The organism is Methanobrevibacter oralis (assembly GCF_001639275.1).
GTDB classification, from domain to species: Archaea; Methanobacteriota; Methanobacteria; order Methanobacteriales; family Methanobacteriaceae; genus Methanocatella; species Methanocatella oralis.
Genome location: NZ_LWMU01000041.1, coordinates 1 through 23,322 on the forward strand (window position 1 = coordinate 1; position 23,322 = coordinate 23,322).

At 26.4% G+C, this 23,322-nt stretch carries 23 protein-coding genes; 13 read left to right on the forward strand and 10 right to left on the reverse strand.

From position 1 onward, the window contains the following. Positions 1–174: 174 nt before the first annotated feature. From MBORA_RS00925 to tsaA, 3 genes are all read right to left on the reverse strand, one after another. The gene (locus MBORA_RS00925) at positions 175–849 is read right to left on the reverse strand and encodes a hypothetical protein (RefSeq protein ID WP_063720104.1); all 675 of its coding nucleotides are present in this window, start codon (positions 847–849) and stop codon (positions 175–177) included. 305 nt (positions 850–1,154) lie between these two features. Then, entirely contained in the window at positions 1,155–1,604 is a 450-nt protein-coding gene (locus MBORA_RS00930) for a hypothetical protein (RefSeq protein WP_042692663.1), read from the reverse strand. Positions 1,605–1,891: 287 nt separating this feature from the next. Further along, the gene (gene tsaA / locus MBORA_RS00935) at positions 1,892–2,377 is read right to left on the reverse strand and encodes a tRNA (N6-threonylcarbamoyladenosine(37)-N6)-methyltransferase TrmO (RefSeq protein ID WP_042692660.1); all 486 of its coding nucleotides are present in this window, start codon (positions 2,375–2,377) and stop codon (positions 1,892–1,894) included. Between the two features lie 206 nt (positions 2,378–2,583). Between tsaA and MBORA_RS00940 the strand changes: the two genes are divergently transcribed. Beyond that, positions 2,584–2,790, forward strand: coding sequence for a TOBE domain-containing protein (locus MBORA_RS00940; RefSeq protein ID WP_042692658.1), 207 nt, complete (start codon positions 2,584–2,586; stop codon positions 2,788–2,790). Positions 2,791–2,955: 165 nt separating this feature from the next. Here the strand turns inward: MBORA_RS00940 and MBORA_RS00945 are convergent, their stop codons facing one another. From MBORA_RS00945 to MBORA_RS00955, 3 genes are read right to left on the reverse strand one after another with little or no spacing between them, the layout of a single operon-like run. Further along, positions 2,956–3,393, reverse strand: coding sequence for a molybdenum cofactor biosynthesis protein MoaE (locus MBORA_RS00945; protein ID WP_063720105.1), 438 nt, complete (start codon positions 3,391–3,393; stop codon positions 2,956–2,958). Positions 3,394–3,402: 9 nt separating this feature from the next. Then, positions 3,403–3,942 (reverse strand): nicotinamide-nucleotide adenylyltransferase, encoded by a 540-nt coding sequence (locus tag MBORA_RS00950; protein ID WP_042692653.1) that lies wholly within the window; start codon positions 3,940–3,942, stop codon positions 3,403–3,405. 16 nt (positions 3,943–3,958) lie between these two features. Then, a complete protein-coding gene (locus MBORA_RS00955; protein WP_042692649.1) occupies positions 3,959–4,663 on the reverse strand; it encodes a hypothetical protein in 705 nt (234 codons plus the stop codon). A 131-nt stretch (positions 4,664–4,794) separates the two neighbouring features. Here MBORA_RS00955 and MBORA_RS00960 point away from each other — a divergent pair, with 131 nt between their 5' ends. From MBORA_RS00960 to MBORA_RS01000, 9 genes are all read left to right on the forward strand, one after another. Next, the gene (locus MBORA_RS00960) at positions 4,795–5,454 is read left to right on the forward strand and encodes a hypothetical protein (protein WP_042692645.1); all 660 of its coding nucleotides are present in this window, start codon (positions 4,795–4,797) and stop codon (positions 5,452–5,454) included. 1 nt (position 5,455) lies between these two features. Next, positions 5,456–5,971, forward strand: coding sequence for a DUF367 family protein (locus MBORA_RS00965; RefSeq protein WP_042692643.1), 516 nt, complete (start codon positions 5,456–5,458; stop codon positions 5,969–5,971). 159 nt (positions 5,972–6,130) lie between these two features. Beyond that, the gene (locus MBORA_RS00970; protein WP_042692640.1) at positions 6,131–6,277 is read left to right on the forward strand and encodes a 50S ribosomal protein L40e; all 147 of its coding nucleotides are present in this window, start codon (positions 6,131–6,133) and stop codon (positions 6,275–6,277) included. A 108-nt stretch (positions 6,278–6,385) separates the two neighbouring features. Beyond that, a complete protein-coding gene (locus MBORA_RS00975) occupies positions 6,386–7,138 on the forward strand; it encodes a phosphoglycerol geranylgeranyltransferase (RefSeq protein ID WP_042692637.1) in 753 nt (250 codons plus the stop codon). Between the two features lie 63 nt (positions 7,139–7,201). Then, positions 7,202–8,269: a DNA double-strand break repair nuclease NurA gene (locus MBORA_RS00980; protein WP_063720106.1), complete on the forward strand. Its 1,068-nt coding sequence runs from the start codon at positions 7,202–7,204 to the stop codon at positions 8,267–8,269. 5 nt (positions 8,270–8,274) lie between these two features. Further along, entirely contained in the window at positions 8,275–9,780 is a 1,506-nt protein-coding gene (locus MBORA_RS00985; protein WP_063720107.1) for a helicase HerA-like domain-containing protein, read from the forward strand. A 150-nt stretch (positions 9,781–9,930) separates the two neighbouring features. After that, the gene (locus MBORA_RS00990; protein ID WP_042692633.1) at positions 9,931–10,650 is read left to right on the forward strand and encodes a DUF4012 domain-containing protein; all 720 of its coding nucleotides are present in this window, start codon (positions 9,931–9,933) and stop codon (positions 10,648–10,650) included. Between the two features lie 228 nt (positions 10,651–10,878). Beyond that, positions 10,879–12,093 carry a metallophosphoesterase family protein gene (locus MBORA_RS00995; RefSeq protein ID WP_042692631.1) on the forward strand — a complete coding sequence of 405 codons (1,215 nt, stop codon included), beginning with the start codon at positions 10,879–10,881 and terminating at the stop codon, positions 12,091–12,093. After that, the gene (locus tag MBORA_RS01000; RefSeq protein WP_063720108.1) at positions 12,090–14,840 is read left to right on the forward strand and encodes an AAA family ATPase; all 2,751 of its coding nucleotides are present in this window, start codon (positions 12,090–12,092) and stop codon (positions 14,838–14,840) included. The genes MBORA_RS00995 and MBORA_RS01000 overlap by 4 nt, the downstream gene beginning before the upstream one ends. Before the next feature lie 271 nt (positions 14,841–15,111). Here MBORA_RS01000 and MBORA_RS01005 read toward each other — a convergent pair whose 3' ends face one another. Next, positions 15,112–15,507 (reverse strand): hypothetical protein, encoded by a 396-nt coding sequence (locus MBORA_RS01005; RefSeq protein ID WP_042692628.1) that lies wholly within the window; start codon positions 15,505–15,507, stop codon positions 15,112–15,114. Positions 15,508–15,605: 98 nt separating this feature from the next. Between MBORA_RS01005 and MBORA_RS01010 the strand changes: the two genes are divergently transcribed. The 3 genes from MBORA_RS01010 to MBORA_RS01020 all read left to right on the forward strand — a co-directional run bounded on the left by MBORA_RS01010 (position 15,606) and on the right by MBORA_RS01020 (position 18,829). Further along, positions 15,606–16,886 (forward strand): Mur ligase family protein, encoded by a 1,281-nt coding sequence (locus MBORA_RS01010; protein ID WP_042692626.1) that lies wholly within the window; start codon positions 15,606–15,608, stop codon positions 16,884–16,886. Between the two features lie 78 nt (positions 16,887–16,964). Continuing rightward, positions 16,965–18,152, forward strand: a complete 1,188-nt coding sequence (locus MBORA_RS01015) for a hypothetical protein (protein ID WP_042692624.1) — start codon at positions 16,965–16,967, stop codon at positions 18,150–18,152. A 23-nt stretch (positions 18,153–18,175) separates the two neighbouring features. Beyond that, the gene (locus tag MBORA_RS01020; protein ID WP_063720109.1) at positions 18,176–18,829 is read left to right on the forward strand and encodes a nucleotidyltransferase family protein; all 654 of its coding nucleotides are present in this window, start codon (positions 18,176–18,178) and stop codon (positions 18,827–18,829) included. A 2-nt stretch (positions 18,830–18,831) separates the two neighbouring features. Here the strand turns inward: MBORA_RS01020 and MBORA_RS01025 are convergent, their stop codons facing one another. The 3 genes from MBORA_RS01025 to MBORA_RS01035 are packed head-to-tail and all read right to left on the reverse strand — an operon-like array spanning position 18,832 to position 23,232. Continuing rightward, entirely contained in the window at positions 18,832–19,506 is a 675-nt protein-coding gene (locus MBORA_RS01025; RefSeq protein ID WP_042692621.1) for a DUF169 domain-containing protein, read from the reverse strand. Positions 19,507–19,533: 27 nt separating this feature from the next. Continuing rightward, on the reverse strand, positions 19,534–20,769 hold the full coding sequence (locus tag MBORA_RS01030; RefSeq protein ID WP_063720110.1) for a PD-(D/E)XK nuclease family protein: 1,236 nt from the start codon (positions 20,767–20,769) through the stop codon (positions 19,534–19,536). Between the two features lie 12 nt (positions 20,770–20,781). After that, a complete protein-coding gene (locus MBORA_RS01035; RefSeq protein ID WP_063720111.1) occupies positions 20,782–23,232 on the reverse strand; it encodes a DEAD/DEAH box helicase in 2,451 nt (816 codons plus the stop codon). Positions 23,233–23,322 lie beyond the last annotated feature (90 nt).

A 23,322-nucleotide genomic window follows, 5' to 3' on the forward strand; every position in this document is an offset into this window, starting at 1 on the left:
AATATGAATTCGTTGAAAATAAAAAATAAAGATTAATAATTGAGAAAAAACAAAATAGAGAAAAAATATCTAGTTAAAATTTAAAAACAAGAAAAATTAAGAAAAAATGGATTTATTGACAAACCCCTTAAAAAAAGTTATTTTGTGCTTTAAAAAAGAAAAAAAGAATATTTCTTATATTGATAAGATTAAACTAATCAACATGGAAATAATTGAGTAAATAAAGTTTGGTTCTGTTTGTTTAACAACAGTAGTGTTATTATTGTTTACTTTATTAGATTCAGTTACATTAAAGTCTTGATTTTCACTAGGATATGAATTTAAATAAATATCAATGTTAGAATGATTTTTATTTAAATTATTAAAGTAGTCATAATCAAAGTTACAATTGGAACATGATGTTTTTGCTGAAGTATAGGAAGACCATTTTTCGAAATATTCATCACTTTCATTTTCAAAATCATCAGTTTCGTTATCATATTTATCTAATTCAGAATCATCGTCTTCATCATCAGTATAATTTTCATCATCTTCATCATAGTTTTCTTCATTTTCATAGTCTACTTCATTTAATGAGTATTCATCTATTTCATTACTTGTATCATTTTCTTCGGATTCTGTATCTTGTGAGTATAAATCTATATCTAAATCATTAAAATCATATTCATAATCATATGATTCATTATTTTCATCTATCCAATCAATATCAGTATCTATTGTATTAGAATCTTGGGATTCATCATAATTTGTGTTGACTTGATCAATAGCAGATACATTTCCAATTATAGTTAAAAAAAACAATAAAATAATGAATATTCCTAATATTCTTGTAAATCTATTATATTTCATAACATATCACATCTGTGTATAATATTTTTTACATTGTATAGTATATATTACAAGTATATATAGTTTTTTATTAAATTAGTTTATAAAAACTTTAAGTATTTTTCTTAAATTTATTTAATTTTGATTTTATTATATTAATTTCTAGTTTAATGATGAAATTAATTATAATTTAAGAATCTTTATAATTATATGATTTTATTTATTAATTTCAAGCATGATTAATGATTTTGAGTTAATATATTTTAATTGATAATTTTTAAAAAAAAGTTTTATAGCTTAAAAAATAGAAAAGTAAAGTTTAAACTTTATTTTTCACGTTTAATTAGAGTAGGAACCACAATTATAACTAATGCTAATAGTAATATTAATGGATTACCAGTTGGTGGTAGGTTATTATCATTTTCACTAATAGTGTCTGTGATTTCCCTACCTGTTGCTGAACCTTTTGCAGATGTAATTTTGTTTAATAAATCATCATATGTATTATTAATATTTTCATCAATATCATATTCATCATCAGTATAATTTTCATCATCGGTTGTGTTATCATCTTCTGCTGGATTTTCATCATCGGTTGTGTTATCATCAGAATTAGTGTTATTATTTGGATCTGATAAAATATCTTCGTTTACTTGGCCAATGTTATTTTGAGAATCAGTTATTGGACTATTAATTTCAGCTGCACTAACAACACTAATTGAAATAATAGCTAACATTAATATTAATAATGTGGTTATTATTTTTCTATTTTTCATATTATCATCTCTTATTATTATTTAATAGATATGTTATTATAATAATATATTATCTAATTTGTTATTTATATATAAATTATATATATTTTTTTTAATGATAAAATAAACAAATTTAATCCCAATTATAATAAAAAAGCTTATTTTAAGAAATTAATTAAAACAAATATCTATTTTAAAAAAATTAATAAAAAATATATAAATTTTTATAAGTTAATGTAAATTTTTTAATAGTTAATTTAACATATTTGTTTTGCAAAATAATAATTGATTATTTTTGAGTATTATTTTTATTTAAATCGAGCATCGGACTTTTGAGACTTAGCTTTTTCATGTTTTGTTTCAAACCAGCCTATTTTTAATTCATCAATTGTATCTTCATATAATTGAGGAACATATGGTTTAATATCAAGAAGTGGTGTCCCATCTAAAACATCGATATTTGAAATATGTAGAATATTATCTTCAATTTTATCTATTTTTACAACACTAGAACCAATACGGTTTGGTCTTTTTGGGGATCTTGTTGCAAAGACTCCATGAGTATTATTATCCATAAATGGTTTTACTTCAAGCATATAACCATCAACTTCATGTAATAAATAAATTAAATGAATATGAGAAAACCCATCAAGATCTTTTAGTCCATCTTTGTATTTTTCTTTTATTTCGATTTTTCCTTTAATACCTTTGGCACCTGTTGGTTGAATGGGCATTCCTTCTATTTCTGTGAATTGAGTATGTATAGTACCAATTGATTCTAGTTCGATTTTCATAATTTATATATTCGACATTATTTTTTAAATATTTTCCCTTATAATTTCTTCGATATGAAGTAATTTAGGTAATCGATTAAATTTTCTTTAAATGATGTAAAAACGAAAGGATTATATACAATTCGATTTTAAATAAATAAATGAAGTTGATGAAATAAAGATATTTCACAATTATAAGTCAACTTATTTAAAAGAGGATTGATAAAATGGAACTTAGTGCAAGAAATCAATTAAATGGTAAAATTACAAATGTTGAGATTGGTGCAGTAATGGCTAGTATTAAACTTGAAGTAACAGAACCTGGTATAATTACAGCTATGATTACAAAAGAATCTGCTGAAAAATTAGGTTTAACTGAAGGAGATGATGTTACAGCTATTATTAAATCAACTGAGGTAATTATTGGAAAATAAATCAATGTGGATAGTGTTGGTATAATTAAATTCCAACATATCCTAGTAATATTAAGACTATTAAAATAGCAAAAAGTATTAAAAAGATTTTTTTAATTCTTTTAACAAGTGTATAAACAATTAAAAATAAGATTAATAATTTGATTATAAAAATTAATGTCAAAATTATCCTCCTGCAAGAATAGTTTTACTTCCTTGGTTAGAAATTTCTTCTTTTTTAAATTCAACATCGTACTTAACATTTTCAATAACTTCTTTTAATGCATCAAGGGTTTCTTCTCTATGTGATCCTAAAACAGCTACTAAAAATAAACTATCTCCAGTGTAAAATTCACCAATATAATGAATAACAGATATTTCATGAACATTAAATTTAATTTTTGCTTTTTCAACAATTTCCTTAATTTCTTTTAATGTTTTTTTCTTATTAGGTGTGGTTAGTATAAGTTTTTCTAAATCAAAGTTTTCTTCTTTTCCACGAACAATACCTTCAAAAGTAAAAATAGCTCCAGAATAATCAACTTTTTTACTTTTTTTTAAATCATCGATTAAATCAGCTATTGTTATTTTGTCCTCTTTTGCTTCAATTAATTTTACAACCATAATAATCACTTATTTATTTAAATCACTAATTTCTTTTATTGATAAGTTTTTTAATCTTTCAATACCATTTATCTCATTTATAACTTTAATAGTAGCATTAGGAACTAATTCTTCCCAGTTAGAATTTTCAATCATTCTTTTTCTAACTTCGGTTCCTGATAAATGAAATCTATCATAAAGTGGGGGATTTTTAACATTAAATCCATTTTCCTTAAATAATTGTTTAACTAAGGAATTACCTGAATAAACAACTGAAAATGGAGGAGTCATCATTTTAACATGAGATGGCCATATTGCATTATAATTAATATCTTCCATAGGTATAATATAATATCTACTTGGATCAATATTAGATTCAACAAATGCTTTTTTAAGCATTATTACACGTTCACCTGCAGTAAAAGGATTTTTAAGTTCATAACTTAATTGAGCACTACCAATTCCAATTATAATTTCATCAACTTCTTCTAAAATTTTATTAATAACTTGCATATGTCCTTTATGTACAGGTTGCATCCTACCAATTAATATTCCACGAACTTTATTCATTAATAACCACCTAAAATTAAGGTTCTAATTTATCTAAACATCTAATAAAATTATTTGCAATTTGTAATTTTTGAGCATATGTATCGTCAATAGAAACTTCCATTAATAATGTGTTAATTCCTTGTTTAGCAATAGGCTTTGTGACTTTTTTAGGGCTACTACCTTCACTAAATTTATAATCAACTAAACCTACATCATTACAAATCTCTTTTACATATGAATCTACTTTATCAGTTCTTTTAGAAAGACTAAATATAAAATAAGAATACTCATAAGTTGGATTTATTTCATGAACGTCAACAACAATAAAAGGATTGTCTTCTTTAATATTCGGTACAATAAATTTATTAGCTAATTTTTCACCAGCTAAACGAGTATCATCACGACTAGTAATATTATCTTTTGTTTGAACATAATAAATTACAAACTTTTTATTAAGGTTATTGGTTTCATTTGTAGTTATATTATGCAATGTTTGATTTATAGCTTCATGAATTTCATGTTCTCTTGGATGAACACCTAAAATTATTCCAATAGTGTTATTAGAAGAAGTATTTCCAGCTACAACTTTATAAACTGTTCCATTATTATTTGATCCAACCGTGGTAACATTATAACTTTTTGTAACTTCATTATGTGTTGTTAAAAGAAGTGTAATGTTGAAAATAACAATAGCTATTAGAATTACTAATATTATTTCATATTTTCTTTTTTTATTCATAATTTACCTAAAATTATTTTATTAAACCATTTTTTGTTTTTATTAATTAAAATACTTTGTTGCTATAACTAAACTTATATTAAACCCTTTTTAATATAATATATAATTGAATAAATTATGGAGATATCATAATGAAAACTAAAAATATAATTATAATTGCATTAGTTGCTATTCTTCTTATTGTTGCAGGAGCAGTATTTTCTTCAGGAATTTTAAAAAATGATGAAAGAATCACTACTCCATTTAAAACTGAGTTTATGGAAGGTAATTTTACTGGACATGTTAAATTAGTAAATGATTCTGAAAAATTTATGCATTCTTATGAAGATCATGAGAATAATATTACTTATAATATTTCTACTGTCGATAATGCTTCTGCTTTAATGGAAATTTATCAATTACAAGGTGCTAAAAACCCTGAAAAAAGAACATTTAATGGTACTGAATGGAATATTTACTTTACTCAAGCTGTTCCATCTAATAATTCATCAGATACTAGTGGTAAATCTATGAATATTATAATCTGTGAATCACAAAGTGAAAAACAAGGATATATGATTTACATGATTTTTGGGAATAATTCTAAAGTTAATTATACTTTAAACACATTTTGTGAAGCATATGAGGATTATGCAGAACCTTTAATTCAGAGTATAACTTTAAAAGAAAGTAAACATGTTCCAGCTATTAGTGAGCAGTTTGGTTTAACTGATGAGCAATTTGCTCAACAAATGGATTTAGTTCATCAATATATGGCTGGAAATACTTCTGCTTTAGAAACTGGAGAATAAGATGAGAATTACAGTTTTTCATGCAGATGAATGTGATAGAAAAAAATGCACCTCTATTAAGATGGAAAAGTTAGGATATTGTAAATTAATTTATGATATAAATAGAATACCATCAGGGTCTATTGTATTAAATCCTTATGCAGAAAAGGCTGTATCATATGAAGACTATAAATTTGTTGAAAAACGAGGAATTGTAGGGCTTGATTGTTCTTGGAATGAAGTTTCAAGTTCTAAAAAATTCTTTTCTTTATCAAAATATCATAGGTCACTTCCTTTTTTAATAGCTACTAATCCAGTTAATTATGGTAAACCTTGTATTTTATCCACGGTTGAAGCTATTTCAGCTACATTGTATATTACTCGTTTTAAAGATGAAGCTCATAAAATATTAGATGGTTTTAAATGGGGTCATACCTTTTTAGAACTTAATCATAATCTTTTAGAAACCTATAGTGAAGCTGATACAAGTGAGGAAGTAGTTAAAATTCAAAATGAATTTTTGGAATCTCATGAATGATTTTATATTAATTTTCTATGAGTCATATTATTTTATTTTCGAAGGAATTAACTAAAGCTTTAAATACTACTAAAACTAAATACTTTATTAATAGTTATAAGTACATCTTATGACATTTATTCTAATTTATTTTCATGATTACAAAGGGAGGAGTTACTTATGGCAAGATTTGAGGAAGCTGAAAACAGAATGTTCAATGTAAAAATTTGCTTAAAATGTAATGCTCGTAACCCTGCTGCTGCAACTACTTGCAGAAAATGTGGTTACAAAGGTTTAAGATTTAAAGCAAAAGAATCAAGAGGATAATCATATTCTCTTACTTTTTTTTATTATTTTTATTTGTTTTTGGGTTATTTTTTTATCACGATTAATTTAATATACTATTTTTAATAAAACTTATTTTAGGTTGTTCTTATGAATGATGTTGAAAATTATATCAAGGATATTTTAAAAGAAAGAAAAATTCATTTTACTTTAATAGATCCTGATGAACAAACACCAAAAGAAGCTTTAGAAATAGCCACTGCAGCTATTGAAGGAGGTACTGATGGTATTATGATTGGAGGATCTACTGTTGAAGGAGATGATGTTGAAAAGACTTGTAAAATATTGTCTGATAATATTGCTGTTCCAATTATTTTATTCCCAGGAAATATTAATAGTGTAAGTTCATATGCTGATGCAATATTTTTCATGAGCTATGTTAATTCTACAAATCCTTATTGGATTAATGGTGCTCAATCTTTAGCAGCACCACTTGTTAAAAAATCTGGAATTGAAGTTTTACCTATGGGTTATATGGTTGTAGAACCTGGTGGAACTGTTGGTTGGGTGGGAGATGCTAAATTAGTCCCAAGAAATAAACCTAAAATACCTTCAATTTATGCAATGTCTTGTGAGTTATTTGGAATGAAATTCTTTTATCTTGAAGCAGGCTCAGGTGCAGATAAAGCAATTCCTACTAAAATGATTGCATATTCAAAAAAAGCTACTGATGATATGATTCTTTTAGTTGGTGGAGGAATTCGTGATGCTGAGGCAGCTTATAGTGCAGCTCGTGCTGGTGGAGATATTATTGTAACTGGTACTGTTGTAGAGGAAACTAATAATGTTAAAACTAAAATATCTGAATTAACTCAAGCTATTAGAAAAGCCTCAGAAGAGTAGTTTTCAGCTACTCTTACATCTTATTTTTATTTAATTTTAAACATAGTCTTATTAGGTGTGCTTATGTTAAATTCATTATATATTAAAGCAATTGCTAAAAGAGGCACAATTAAAGAAATTATACCAAACAATGAATCTAAATTATCAATTGAAGATTATTGGGAAGATAAAAAAATTTTTGAAAGTCCTGCTAAGTTTTCTATTGGGGCAGGAGATGGAAGTTATAATAAAAAAAAATTTTTAAATTCTAATTTTTATGCAGTTGCAGCAGAATCGTTAATTTTTGATAATGAACTTAAACAAATAGAATATTGTGACTTAGAACAAATTGAACCTGTTTCTTTTCTTGATGAACTTCTAAGTTATTATATGTCTATTTTTGAGTTAAAATGTTCACTAAGAGCAATTCGAGATTATAATGTTGATTATTATTATATTGATGGTTCAATTTATGGAGATTTATTAAACCCTTATCCTAAAGGGGCTAAATCTCCTTTTAACTTTAAAGAAGATATTTCTGGTGATGTTTTAGATAGGTTTGTAAAGGCAATTCATGAAATGGAAGATGATGGTTTATCTTTTATGAAAATCAAAAAACATCCTTTATTAAAACCGTTTAATAAAAATATTTATGAAAGAGATTTATATTTATCTTCTTTTGAAAGATTATTAGTTTTAAAAGAATTATTGGAATATCCAAAACAAATAATATCTATTTCAAAATCTTCATCTGCTAATGATATTTTTGAGAGCAATATTCCAGATATAGCTATTTTTGATAAATACACTACAAAACAAGGGATTTCATCTAAAATACTTTATTTAACTGTTAGTAATAAGGTTAACGTTACTTTTCCAGTTTATGATAAATTTTTTAAGGAATTAATATTTACAGTATTTTATGCACGTTTAGAAGATAATAAAAGTGTATTAAAAATAGAACTTCCATATGAAGCTTCTCGTGATGAGGTTTATTCTATTGTGGAAAAAATTAAGAAGTATTCAACAGATGGTTATCCATATTTACTTAATAAAGCTCACAATGATGTGGTTATAACAGATAGAAATATTAAAGAACTAATTAAAATTGCTAAAATTAATGAAAAAACAAATAGGGAAATGTTAGGTTAGATATTATGACAATTGGAATATGTGTTGGTGAAACATCACTTTCAGAATTAACTTTTATTTCAAATGACATGCCTCGTGTAGGAGAGTATGTTTTAATTGATTATGATGGAAGAAGTGTTTTGGGAATGATTGAAAGTATGGTTCGTGGAAATGATGCATTAAATGCTGATGTTCATGATGTAAATGATATTAAAAAAATGACACAAATGATTGGTGATGATTATTATATTAGAGGTAAAGTTAAATTATTAGGTGATGTTAATGATAATTTAAGATTACCTAGAACTCCTGTACCTCCTGGAACACCAATTAAAATTGCTGATAATGAAATTCTAAAAGAAATATTCAAGGTAAATAATCCTTTAAGATTAGGAACACTTGTAAATCAAATGGATGTTGAAGTAAATGTTGAAGCAAATCCAATATTATCTAGACATTTAGCTATATTAGCCATGACAGGTGCAGGTAAATCAAATACAGTTTCAGTATTAATAGATCAATTACTTAAATATAATGTTCCAGTATTTGTATTTGATATGCATGGTGAATATAGAGATGCAGATTTTCCAAATGGGCTGGTTAATATAATTCAACCAAAGATAAACCCAATTTACATGTCTTTTTCTGAAATTAAAAACTTAGCAAACATTAAAGGTTCGGCTTATGTTCAAGAAAGAATTTTTAGGAAAGCTTTTAAAAAGGCTAAAGAAATAATTAGCTCAGGAACTGAACACACTCGTAATTTCTTACAAATTATCGAAGATGTTTTAAATTTATGGTATAACGATGATGAAAGAAGCGATAAAAACAAAATTGTTGATGTATTAAACAAAATTGAAGACTTAAAAGATAAATATGATAATTTATTTGATACAAATAAGGGAAATATTTTAAGTTCTATTAAAATTGGACATCTAAATGTATTAGATTTAAGTCAAGCTGATGAAAATGTTGCTAGTGTACTTGTGAGTCATATTATGAGAAATTCACTTCAAATGAGAAAAAATGCAGTTCATGGTAGTAATAATAAAACATTAGATTTTCCAGTATTTTATATTCTTGAAGAAGCTCATATTTTAGCTCCAAATAAAAGAGATACTAATTCTAAATTGTGGATTCAAAGAGTTGCAAGGGAAGGACGTAAATTTGGTTTAGGATTATGTTTAGTTAGTCAATCTCCAAAAACAGTTGATCATGATGCATTATCTCAAATGAATAACATGATTATTTTAAGATTAGTTGAACCTGAAGATCAAAGACATGTTCAATCAGCTAGTGAGAGTTTATCTCAAGATTTAATTAATCAACTTCCTTCATTAAATGTTGGTGAAGCTATTGTTTTAGGATTAATGAGTAGAGTTCCAACTCTTGTTAAAATTGATGAGTTTAAAGGTCGTAGACAGGGTGGAGACTTAGATATTATTTCAACGCTTTCAGATTATGATGAATCTGAAAAAAAAGACATTAAAAGACAAAATGAAGAATTAATGAACATGGGATATGATTATTAAAAAGAGTTTTATATAATCTATTCTTACTTCTTTTTTGATTTTAATTTTATTTTTCTTAAATTTTTTTGATAAAAACAAAATATTTATTATGGATAAAATTAAGAATATAAAAAGTAATATGATTTTTAAATTTAGGAACGTGATATGACTATGAATAGACGGAAAAAACTTATTATAGCAATCATTATTGTGAGTCTTATTGGTGTAGCTGCAGTAATAGCTAGTACATTTTTCGCTGGTCCTAGTTTAGATTTAGGTGATAAAAATATTTTAGTTTTAGCTAGTGATAAAAATGAACAGCCAGGTGGAGGTTTGGACATGGCATTTATGGTTCATTTGGAAAATGGAACTCTAAAAAATTACACTCCAATATATCCTGGTGGAATGACTCATCCTACAAAAGGAGCTTTAGGAAATCTTAAAGGACCAATGTATCTTCATGATTCTCTATGGGACGGACCTCAAAAAGGTATGCAATATGCAAAAGAAATTGTGGAAGCTAATACTGGAATGCATGCTGATGCTGTAGTGATTGTATATGATGTTGGATTAGATGCTATTATAGATTCTATTAGACCATTTAAAGTTGATGGGGTTGAAACTAATCTTACTGCAACAGATATCATAAGAGAAAATGATGCTTATCAAGGTTATGGTGGTGATAGGAGCATTGTTAAAGGAAACATGTCTAGATCCGATGCAGTACTTGTATTAGTTAAAGCATTATCTGATGCTGCTAAAGATCCTAATAAAAAAAGCACCATGATTAAAACATCTTTAGATGAATATTCTAAAGGAAATATTGTAATGACTCCTGAGGGTTCTTTTGTAAGATTATTGTCTACAAAAGGGTTTGAAAGTATTGTATGACATTTTTAAAATTAATAGTATGATTTTATTAATAAAAGAAATAAATGTTTTATAGACATTTTATTTCTTAATTATTTCATTTTTTTAAAACTTAATTAACTTTTTTTTGCTTTATTTATTAGTTTTGTGCAAAGTATTAAATATTTATTAAAGTATAATATTATTCAATTAAATGCTTTTTTAAGTGTTTAAATTGGTTATATAAACTAATTGTTGAAGGTAAATATAATGAAATTTGCACATTTAGCTGATACTCATTTAGGTTATCGTCAATTTGGCTTAATTGAACGTGAAAAAGACTTTTATGAAGTATTTGAAAAGGTTATAGATAAAATTATTGAAGAAAAGGTTGATTTTGTAATACATAGTGGTGATTTATTTGAATCTGCAAAACCATCTCCAATTGCACTTTTAATATTCCAAAAAGGATTGCTTAAGTTAAAAGGTGCAGGTATTCCTATGTATGCAATTGCTGGAAATCATGATATGGTTATGCGTAGTGGAGCAATTCCACCACAAGTTATTTTTAAAAAATTAGGTTTAAAAGTAATAAGTCCTATTAATACAAATTATATGCATGATGATGTATTTATTGCAGGTTTACCATATTATCCGGCTTCTCAGAATAAATCATTAAAAAGTAAATTAGCAGAATTATCTAAAAAAGCAGATAATCATAAAAAATCTATTTTAGTTTTACATCAAGGAATTGATAAATATTTCAATTTAAGCTATGAATTAGAAATTGGGGATATTCCTGATAATTTTGATTATTATGCTTTGGGACATCTTCATAAATATATTAATGATGATTTTGGAGAAGGTAAATTAGTTTATCCAGGTTCTAGTGAAATTTGGAAAACTGATGAATTAAAAGAATATAAAGAAAAAGGTAAAGGTTTTGTTGTTGTTGATTTAGATGGAGCTAAACCTCGCATTAAAAGAGTTAAAATTGATATTCCAAGGGAATTCATAAATAGATCTCTAGATTTTAAGAATTTAGAAAGTGGAATTGAAGGAATTAAAGAAACAATAAAAGATTTTGATAAAAAACCTATTTTAAACTTAACAATAAAGGATGTTGATTCTGATGTTGCTTCTGTTTATGAAAAAATTAATGAAGAGCTTGGTGATTTGTCTTTAATGATTAGACCTGAATTTAAAATGATTGGGGAAGATAATATTGATGATATTATTATTCAAAGTGATTCATTAGGTCCTAAAGAACTTATTGTAGATAAATTAAAAGAATTTGATAATGAAAATGTCACTAAATTAGCTATTGATTTATATGAGTATCTTTCTAAGGATAAATTATATGAATCCGAGGAGTTAATCAATCAATTTTTCCATGAACATTATAGATCAAGTGAAAATGTTGTTGAAGATGAAAATACACCAAAAGAAGATGTTCAAGTAACATTTAAAGAGGTTTTAGAATGATTTTCACTAAATTAAAGTTAAACAATTTTAAATCCTATAAAAATCAAACAATCAATTTTGATGAAGGAATCAGTGTTATTGTAGGTGAAAATGGTGCTGGAAAATCTACAATTTTAGAAGCTATTAGCTTTGCATTATTTAAACAGCACACAGCTAAAAAAATTGATGATCTAGTTAGAAATAATTCAAATGAAATGAGTGTTGAATTGGAATTTTTATCTAATGCAAGAATGTATAAAATTGTTCGTAGTAAAACCAAGTCTAAATTAAAATCATCGATTTATAAAAAAGCTTCTGCTGAAACAGACTTTGTTCACATATGTACTGGGGATAAGGAAGTATCTAATGAAATTTTACAGATTTTAGATATTGATTCTGATTTGTTTTTAAACGCAATTTATATAAGACAAGGTGAAATTGCGGAATTAGTTGATAAAACAGCTTCTGAGAAAAAACAACTGATAGGTAAGTTATTAGGTTTAGATTCATTAGAAAGATCTTGGAAAAATTTTTTACAATTTATTAATTCATATGAAAATCAACTTTCCGAACTTAAAGGTAAGCTTTATTCATCAGAAACTTTAATTGAAGATCTTAATTTGAAAAATGCAGAATTAAGAGATCTTAAAGATAGAGGGCATAATCTTGAGGCTCAAATATCTGAAGTTGATGAATTATTAAAGAGTTCTGTTGAAGATAAAAGAACAATGGAACGAGAAAAAGAAATCTATGAGACTCAAATGAATAATTTAAAATCCGAACAAAATACACTTAATGTTTTAGAAAGGGATAAAAAAGTTGTTCAAGAGAATTTAGATGAAATTAAAAATGCTGAAGAAGAAATTACAAGATTAGATAAGTATGTTTCTAAATTAGACGTTTATCTTGATTTTGAAAAATCTGTAACAAGTATTCAAAGACTAAAAGAAGATGAGGATAATATAGAAGAAACTTTAAAATCTATTTCTAAACAAAAATCCATGATTACTGATAAAAAAGAAGATTATAATAATTATTTAGCATGTGAAGAAGAAATTAATAAATTAACAAATCAAAAAAATAATTTTGAAAAAGAATTAGCTTCTATTACTAGACTTGAACAAGATAAAAAAAGTCTCCTTAAAAATATAGAAAATGATAGAAATGAGATTGAAGACTTTTTTTCAAGATCTAAAGATAAATTACAAGATAATGGATTATCTCAAGAGATATTGGCTGAAATTAGTGAATTTATTCAACTTGAAGAAGCTAATAATGATTTAATTAATGAAATTAGTTCAAAAATAGAAGATTTATCTAAAGATATTATTACTAAAAATGAGAATATTGTTAGTTTTAAACAAAACATTAAAGCTGCTGAAAAACCTTTAGAAGAATTGAATGATGTAGAGAATAAATGTCCTGTATGTCAGTCTGATATTGATGATAAAAAGAAATTTGAATTAATTGAAGGCTATTCATTAGAAATTGAAAATAATAAAAAGTTAATTTCTGAAAATGAAGAGAATGTACGTTTATTAACTAAAAATAAAAGTAGTTTTAATGAAAAACTAGACTTACTTCAAAATTTATCAAAAGATATTATTGAATACAAACATAAATTCAGTAATTTAGAAAAAGACTTAGTTAAACTTTCTGATATTGATGAGAGTCTTGAAGCTAAGGAATACACTACAAACAAACTTGGTGAAATTATCATTTTAATTGATAAACAAAAAACCAATCGTGAAAATTTCAGAGAATCTCATGAGAGATATATCCAAGCTCAGGGTGCTTTAGAAGTATTAGGTAGTGAAACAGAATCACAATATAAGCTTAAACAAATTAGAAATGAAATTGATAATCATGTTAAAAATATTAAATTAGCTATTGAACAAGATCCTCATTTAAGTGGAGATATTAGCACGGTTGAACTTCAAAATCGTATAACTGATTTAAAAGATAAAAAAGAAAAATATAATCAGCTTAAAGGTTTTGTTCAAAATAAAAATTCTTTAACTTCACAATTTGATGCTATTAAAGAAGATATTGGGGTTTGTCTTAATCAGATTGAAATTATTCAAAATAAAATTGATGCATCATCATATGATGGTGATAAGTTTGAACAAGTGATTTATCGTTTTGAAATGTATGGAAGACGCAGAGAAACCTTTAACAATGAACTTTCAGGAATTAAAGGAAGAGCTAGAGAATTAATAGCTACAGTTAAGAATTTAAAAGAAAAAATTGAAACTAGTAACAAATTCCAACAAGAATATGATGATATTTCAGATTATTTGTTTTTATTAAATCATATTAGGGAATTATATAGTAAAAATGGTATTCAAAAGGATTTAAGAAATATTTCAAGACCTTTAATCCAACAATACACTAAACAATTCTTTAATGAATTTAATTTTAATTATTCTGATTTAACATTAGATGATGAGTACAATGTAATTGTTTATGGACCAGAAGGAGAATCTTCAATTAGTATGGTTAGTGGTGGTGAGAAAATAGCTATTGCTCTTGCTTTAAGATTAGGTATTACTCAAGCAATGGCAAAAGGTGATTTAGATACTATTTTACTAGATGAACCTACAATTCATTTAGATAGTTCAAGAAGACATGAATTAATTAATTTATTAAAAGACATGACATTACTACCACAAATGATTATTGTAACTCATGAATCTCAACTTGAAAATGCAGCAGATAATTTAATAAAAGTTGAAAAAATAAATGGAATTTCTAAAGTAATAACCTAAATTAGGTTATTTATTTTATTTTTTTTAATCCATCTTATTATTACAGGAAAACGAGGATTAGGTAAAACTTAACTTTCAAATTTTATAATTGACTGCAAGAAAATTAGGTATTATTGAATTATCTAATTCTAAAAAATGAGGTGAATATCAATTTACTAATCATTTATATCCATTATATTAATTCTGCGAATACTTTACATAAATTATCCTAAAGTAATGTTAACTAAATTCAGAAACTGTGTTTCGTAGCTTGTGAAATTAATTATTTTTTTTACATTGTTTCATCAGCATTTTTAATAGCATCAACTATGCAGTTAGCGTTCCACCCAACAATGGTCGCTGCTTTGTTTTCTAGGATTTCTGGAACTTCTTCAACTCCATATGGTCTTACTAAAACAATTGGGATTTTATATTTTTCACTAGCTTCTAAAAGGGCATGAAAAGTTTCTTTATTTTCTTTATAAAGTCCAGATAATAATATGATTCTATCTACTTTATTATAAAACTCCTCACCAGCTAATGAATAGGATGAGGAAATGGATTCTTTCCATAAAAAATCCGTTTTAGAGTATACTTTCTCGATAAATTGTTGGTATTCTTTGTTTCCATCGTAACTGTTACTAATGATTAGATTGTAAATTTTATCATCTTTATCTTCTTCAAACATAAAACTCACCTTTTTGTTATTTATTTTATTTACATAATATTTATTAATTTTGAAAATGAATATTTACTATGTAATTATATTTTAAGGGATAATTTTTCATGAAAGCTGCAGTTATTGGTTTGGGAGTAGAGGGTAAAAAAGCTGTTAAATCTTTTCTAAAACATGGTTGGGAAGTTTATGCAACTGATTTAAATAGTAATATTGATTTATCTGATTTAGAATTGCCTATTGCACCAATTGATTTAATAAATGATGAACAAAGTATTTCAATTGTATCTGAAAAATTTACTGTTGATTTGGGATTTTCTAATTCTTATGCAATTGAAAAATGTGATGCAATAGCTATTAGTCCTAGTATGTTTGGAGGAGCTTTTGCTGATAGATTACTTAAAGATGGAAATTTAGTGTGTGATGTTGTAGATTCACATAAAAAGATTTTTACTATTGGTATTACTGGAACTAATGGGAAAACAACTACTGTTCATATGTTAAAAAGTATTTTAGAAAATGCTGGTAAGAAGGTTCTTGTTGGTGGAAATGGTGGTGGAGGTTTTTCAGGGTATTATGATTTAATTCTAGAAGCTAGTGAAGGAGATTACGATGTTTTATTAGTTGAAGTTTGTGATATGACTTTAAATTTCTGTGATTATTGTTTTGATTTTGATATGATTGGGCTTACTAATATTGGTAATGATCATATGGATGTTCACAAAACGATAGCTAATTATAAAGATTCTCTTGTTAAGTTTTTTTCAGGAAAAACAATTTTCACTGCTTTTAATCAAGATTTTAATAGTGATTTTAAGTCTGCAGCTATTAAAACAATTCCTTTTTTTGAATATAATGATGAAATTAAATTGGTTGGTAAGTTTAACTTACTTAACGCTGGTTTAGCAACAGCTATTGCTCGTGAGTTGAAAGTTTCTAAAGGAATTATTAGAGAAACTTTGACAGATTTTAAGGCTATTCGTGGTCGTTTAGATGTGTATAAAATTAATAACGCTTCTGTTTATGTTGGAAAAACAGATAATTCTGATGCTTTAGAATCTATTTTATCTGAAATGGATTTTTATGCAATATTTATTGGAACTCCAAGAGCTAATGAGAAACATAGATTGGATATTTTAGATGCAGCTGTTAAATATAATCCTGAAGTTATTGTATTGTTTCCAGGTTTAGATGATACTTTAGACGTGGCATTATACAGAATTAACTCTTTAGGTTATGGTGGTACAATTTTGACAGTTAATTCTCTTGATGAGATTATTGAACTTGTTGCAGAGTATTCTCATGAAGACGCAATTTTAATTGGTGGAAATGGTCAAAAAGCTATTACGGATATTCAAGAGAGAATTAAGCTAATTTCTGAAAAATTATGATGTATTAGTTTAACAAAAATTTTATATATTCTGTTATATTATAATTAATATTATTATTATCTATTTTAAGGTGACGTGATGAGTAAATGGCGAAATACTTCAGTTAAGATATTTTTATCAATATTTTTTATTTGCATTCTATTATTTGCATTCTCATTTGTTAACAGTACTAAATATACAGGACAATCAATTACTGATGCTTATGACTTACCTATAGGTCAATCTATGTTTGAAGGAGATTCTATTCTCGGTCAAAGAGATCCAATTGTACTTCCATTATTAGGCAATTTAAACTTTTTATCTCATGAATTTCGGGCTTTAGACATTAAAGATATTTTCATGACTTTGGAAACTGGTGTTGTTCAATTTGATTTTACTACTGTGTCTAGTGAAGGTATTGATGCATATGGAAATGTAGTTAATGTAGATGGACCGGGATATTTGACTTTAGAAGGGGATAAACTTGCAGTTAAAGAACCAGAAACTTATGTATGGGGATATAGTGCTCCGTATAAATATTTAACAAAAACATCTGCTGGTGTTGATGTTGTTGAAAATGGTACTGTTGTAGATTCTATTCCTGAAGATAAAATTAAAGATTATGAATTTGGTAATGATTATTTCAATACTTCAAATGTTAGATATTGGTATAATCATGAAGCAGTTGAAGGTTCTAATTATACCTTAGAAAAAGGAATAGTTGAATTTTCAGATGGAAGATCTGATATTAGTTCTGGTAACGTTTCATATATATTTGGAGAAGATGTAGCAGATTATGTTGCAGCTTATCCTGAAGGAACTCCTATTGTTCTGTATATGGGAAATACAACTAAATCTGATGGTGAAATGTACTATACTTATTTAGGTTCTTATCCACAATATGGTGATTCAGTAAGAGAATATAATGCAAGACAATTTGTTAAAGCATGGAATGGTACTATAATCCCACCTAATTCAACTAGTAATGGTAGGGATTACATTGATTTTGGTTCTGCTAAAGACAGTACTGCTCCTGGAGGAAGTGCTGCTCATGGTGTATGTCCACCAGCTAGAGCTTTAAGAGGAGTTGTTCTTGCAGAAGGTTTTAGTTTACCAACTGGAATGTCAACAGATGAAAATGCTGTATTATTTGGTTTTAATCCTGCAAGGGATATTAAAGTAACGAATAATCATGATTTTCCTGTTCAAATTGAAATGTGGACCGATGGTTCTGGTTCAGGTATGGCTATTTACGCTAAAATTATGAGATATCTCCCAAATGAGTAATATCTCTCTTTTTTTTTATTTTCATGTCAATTTCTTGTGTTATTACAGCGGCTGGAAAAAATTCCAGAATGAGAAAAGATTTAATTTCTCGAAATTTAGATTTAAAAAATAAACTTATTCTTCCTTTTAAAGATAAAACAGTTTTAGAGACAACAATTGATAATGCATTATCTGCAAATATAGATGAGTGTATTGTGGTACTTGGACATTATTGTGATGAAATAAAAGAAGTTGTTTTCAATAATTATAAAGATTCTGTAAAGTTTATAGAAAATAATCCTCACGATGTAGGTTTATCAACTTCTCTTTTTAATGGTTTAGCTAATTGTAAATATGAATTTGCATTATGCATTACAGCAGACCAACCAACAGTTACAACAGATACATTTAATGAACTTATTAAAATAAGTCAAAATTCAGATAATCCTTCAAAAACAATAGCTATTTTAAGAAGACAAAATCATGGTTTACTTGATTCTGCAGAAGGATTAGGAATGCCTTTTGTAGGTCATAGAATTAATTTAATGAATTATTTAAAAAACAAAAACGATAATTTAAATCCAATTTTAAGAAAAATGTTTGATGATGATTATACTTTTTATGGAATAAAAGAAAAAAATGAAAAAGAATTGTTAAATATTAATCATTATAATGATTATTTAAAGCTATTAAAATGAATCTAAGACATTGATTCTAAGCCAAAAATAACTTCATCAATTTTATCTTTACTAATTCCAATAATCATTTCATTATCTTGGATTTTGGCAGCTTTTCTAGAACCATCACAACCTAATGTAAAGTTAATGCTTTTATCATTGTATGGTTTTGAGAAAGTATCACCACATAAAGATTGAATACCTGCAAAAGTTGCTTCAACCTTAGTACCAGAAGAATATACGATACTTTGAGCTAAAATCATTCCATTAACAGGTTCAGTGATGATTTGGATTACATCAGCTTCAAAGTCAGCTTCATCTAAGGGAGCATACATTATTCCCCATCTTTTATCTTCAACAATTGAAAGCTCTTTGGTAAGACTTTTAGCGGTTTCTAAATCTTTAAATCTACCTAATGACAAATATTTTTCTCCATTAGCTAGTTTTGGAGGCATGTCTCTAAGACCAATAGCTCCAGCTCCACCTAAACATAAATGTTGGTCGATAGTTGTGTAGAATTTTTCACCTAAAGATGCATTTTTAACCATTTCGCAGTGTCTTATTTTATCGTTAAGTAGACTAATCCCTTCTGGAACATCCTCCTTGCTATTAATTAGTTTAATAGCTACTGGTTTAGATGTTAAATTAACTTTACTATTAAGTACCTCATAATATTTTTTATTATTTTCTAAGCCCATATTTTCACCTTTGATTTATTATTTGTTTTAAGGAATGTTAAAATCTTTGTTTTTTGCTTTATGTTTTTTACAAAAAGTTTTAAAATCACATGCATTACAAGTTCTCTCATCAGCATTAGCTTTCCAGGAATCTTGTATATTACAACCTTTAATTTCTTTAATTAGTGAATTTTCAATATTTGCTACAACGTTATCAAATTCTTTTAAAGCTTTTTCACGTTCTATTTCATTAATATTGATTATTCTAATTGATCTATCAATTTTAAATTTTTCTGATAGCTCAGGTACTTTTAAATCTTCATCCCAATTTTCAATTAATTCAATATCTTTTTTATATTCATTTTCATTTCTTGGAATATCTGTTAGGTTAGTGTGTAAATCTTGTTGAATTGCAAATAAATCTTCTTTTGAAGGAACTAATTCATTTAAATAAAATATTACTCCTGCTATAATAGGTTTTGAATCTTCTTGTTTGGATCTAAGCCAGGAATAGGTTTGTATTTGCCATTCATGTTGAAGCCAAGATTTATTATCACTTTTTTCATAATTCATAGGAGGTCTTTTCATTCCTTTATAATCTATTATTATTTCATATTCATCTTCTTCATTTATCTCGTCAATTTTCTTTTGAAATTCAGGGTCTTTTTTGAGAAATTCAAGGATTCTATTATTATAATTATCTAAAGTACTTTGTTTTTTTGTTTTATTTATTTTAATTGAACTTAATACATCTATAACTCCATTAATACCATAATAATTAGATCTACTTGTATTTTCATCATAATTAGGCATTTCACGTAGACCTTTGATTAAAAGCTCTGCTGAATCAATTAAAGGGAATAAGTGAGGTCCCCATATGTTAATTGCTTTTTCTGCTCTTGCGCTAGCTAATTTTTTATGGTTTCTTTCATCCAGATCTTCGATTTGCATGTTTACATCAGGATGATTAATTGTAAAAAAATGTTCTTCAGGGGGGTATAATCCTCTTACTTGTAACCTTAAATCAATCATATCTTCAATTGGACGAATGTCTTTTTTCCAGTCCCATGGAAATGGTATTTTTTCATGTTTCCATTTTAAAAAAGCTTCTTCCATCACTCCGTGTATAAATTCCCCAAACCAGAGTTGCACGGGCATTGAAGGTGGTAATGTACCTTTATTTTGATATCTATATTGAAGATTGCAGGTTAAAAATGATAATAAATCTCCAGTTAAGTTATATTCTGGAATCATATATGATTTTGATCTTGTTGATAATTTCATGTCAATACTTCCTTAAATTAAATAAATCTCTTTAAAACCATGATACTTTTCATTTCTACTCCATCCAAGAGCAATATTTGGAATAGTATAATGTTTATTTTTATTATTATATCCTTCAATAGCTTGATTTAGTCCAACTAATAATAATACATTTTTCGTTCTTGAAAAGGCAACAAAATAAAGGCGTATTAAATCATCAAAGCACCTGTCTTTTTCACTTCTAGATGATATTCCAAGTTCACTATATGCTCTAATACTATCTTCAATTGTTGTATTACTATCTAATTTTTTTGGAAATCTTAATTTTTGTGTATTAATGGTATTTTTTTTGAATTTTGAACCAACATCAACAATAACTAATGGAAATTCTAATCCTTTTGATTGGTGAATTGACATTATATTTAATCTATCTTCGGGTAGTGTTTCAAGAAGATCCTCATCAATTGTTATTCCTCCGGTTGAAAGTGGAATGAAAATATTCCAAATAGCTTCTAAAATTGAGTTTCTTTCATCTTCTTCTGTTTTAAATGAAATATTTGCAGAATATTTGTTAAAAAATCCTGTTTGAGTAATAGAGTTCATAATAGCTTCTAAATATACTATTCCTTCAACATCTTCTTGTAAAATTTCAATCCATGTAATTAATTTATAAGCTAATCTCATTAAACTAGTTGTATTAGGCCATTTGTCATATCCTCTTGGTTGTCTAAGTTGCCAAGATAATATAAATTCTGCTAATGTAATTGGTTTTTGTGGGTTGGGATTTGATTTTATAAATTCATGTGCTTGCATTCTCCATCGAAACATATTTCTTTTTGCTGTATTTGGAATTGTTTTATCACTTTTTTGAATTTTAGCTTCAGGATCTATACATTCTAACATTAATCCACAAAAAATACTTACTTCTGGAATATCTTGAAGATTTCTTCCTTTTGGATTAAAAATATCTATATTAAACTTTTCAAGCCTTTTTCTTAAGTTATAAATAAATGATTTATTTCCATTTTTAACTTCTTTAGGTGAATAAGATAAAAGAGCAATATCTGATGCAGAACCATATTCTCTATCTAATTTAAGTGTAATTTTTTCTATTTCTTTTTTTTGTCTAGATTTTTCATTAGCTATTATCTGAAATTCAGCAATACTAAAATTACCATTCAATTTTTCAAAATAATCCGAATCTAATACTTGGAGGACTTTTTGTTTTACTTCTCCTTTATTAACTAGTTTATGAATCAATTTAGACAAATCATTAGCTAGCATTTCTTGATTGTTTCTAAACATTCCTAAAATGGGCATATCATTATCTGCAAAGTCAGGTGCTATAATTTTAGGCTTATTATTTACTCTTGCATTTTGATATTCTTGATCTAGTTCTGCAAATTGATTACAATGATTTATAATGTTTTTTGTTGATCTATAATTTGTTTTTAAGTTAATTTCTTCAACATCAAGTTGTAATTTATCTTTTGCTCTTTTTTTGAAATCGGTAAATAATTCAACTGTAGCTCCTCTAAATCTATAAAGGGATTGATCATCATCTCCAACCACTGTTAAACTTCCACCATCTTTTAAAGCAGATTTTGCTATTGTAAAATAGATATCTTCTTGAATTAAATTTGTGTCTTGGTATTCATCAATTAAGATAATTTTCACGTCATCAAGAAAAACATCTAATTCATGATTTTTAAGTTTTTTTAAGAATTTATCTTCAAGCATTGCAAAATCCATAATGTTCCTATCTTTTAATTCATTTTCATATTCATTAATGCATTGAAGAGATAATTTAAGTCCTTTGTTGTCATGGCAATTATTATAAATTTCTAAAAAATCCACCTGATCATAATACATTCTATTTTTTATTTCAAGGAGGATTTCGCTCATAATAGAGGGTTCTTCTAATTTGTTTTTACCACTTATGTCTTTAAGATATTTTTTTAAATCTTCATTAAGGTATCTTTCATCTTTAAGTAGAATATTCATCATTGCTGATTTAGCAACAAATTCTTCAATTACCAATGTTTGGTTGGTTCCTGGTTTTTTATGAATTCTTAATAATTCTTCTGAAACACTATCTGTTGTACCTACATTAATTTGATTAAAATCTATTCTTTCAATTTTTGCGATTTTTTCAAAGCTTTCTTCACTAAATTCTCCTTCCATTTTTTCTATAAGATGATTTTTAATTTCATCTCCCCATCCTAATATACGAGAATATAATTCATTAGCTGCTTTTTTTGTAAATGTAGTTGATAATATTTTTTGAGGAGCAATATCGTCTACAAAAATGTATTTTAATATTTTTAGCACCATCACGGTTGTTTTTCCAGATCCGGGTCCAGCTACTATGAATAGTGACTGATTAGCTGGTGATGAAATAGCTTTTTTTTGGTCTTCATTTGAAGAAATATCTCTTTTTAATATATTAACTACAATTTCTTCAAATTCTTCATAGGTAATCATTTATTATTCCTCTTTAATTATATAATAATTAATTTATATGTTGTTATTGGTTTATAAAGTGATGTAGGGAGCATTTGTATAGTAATATTT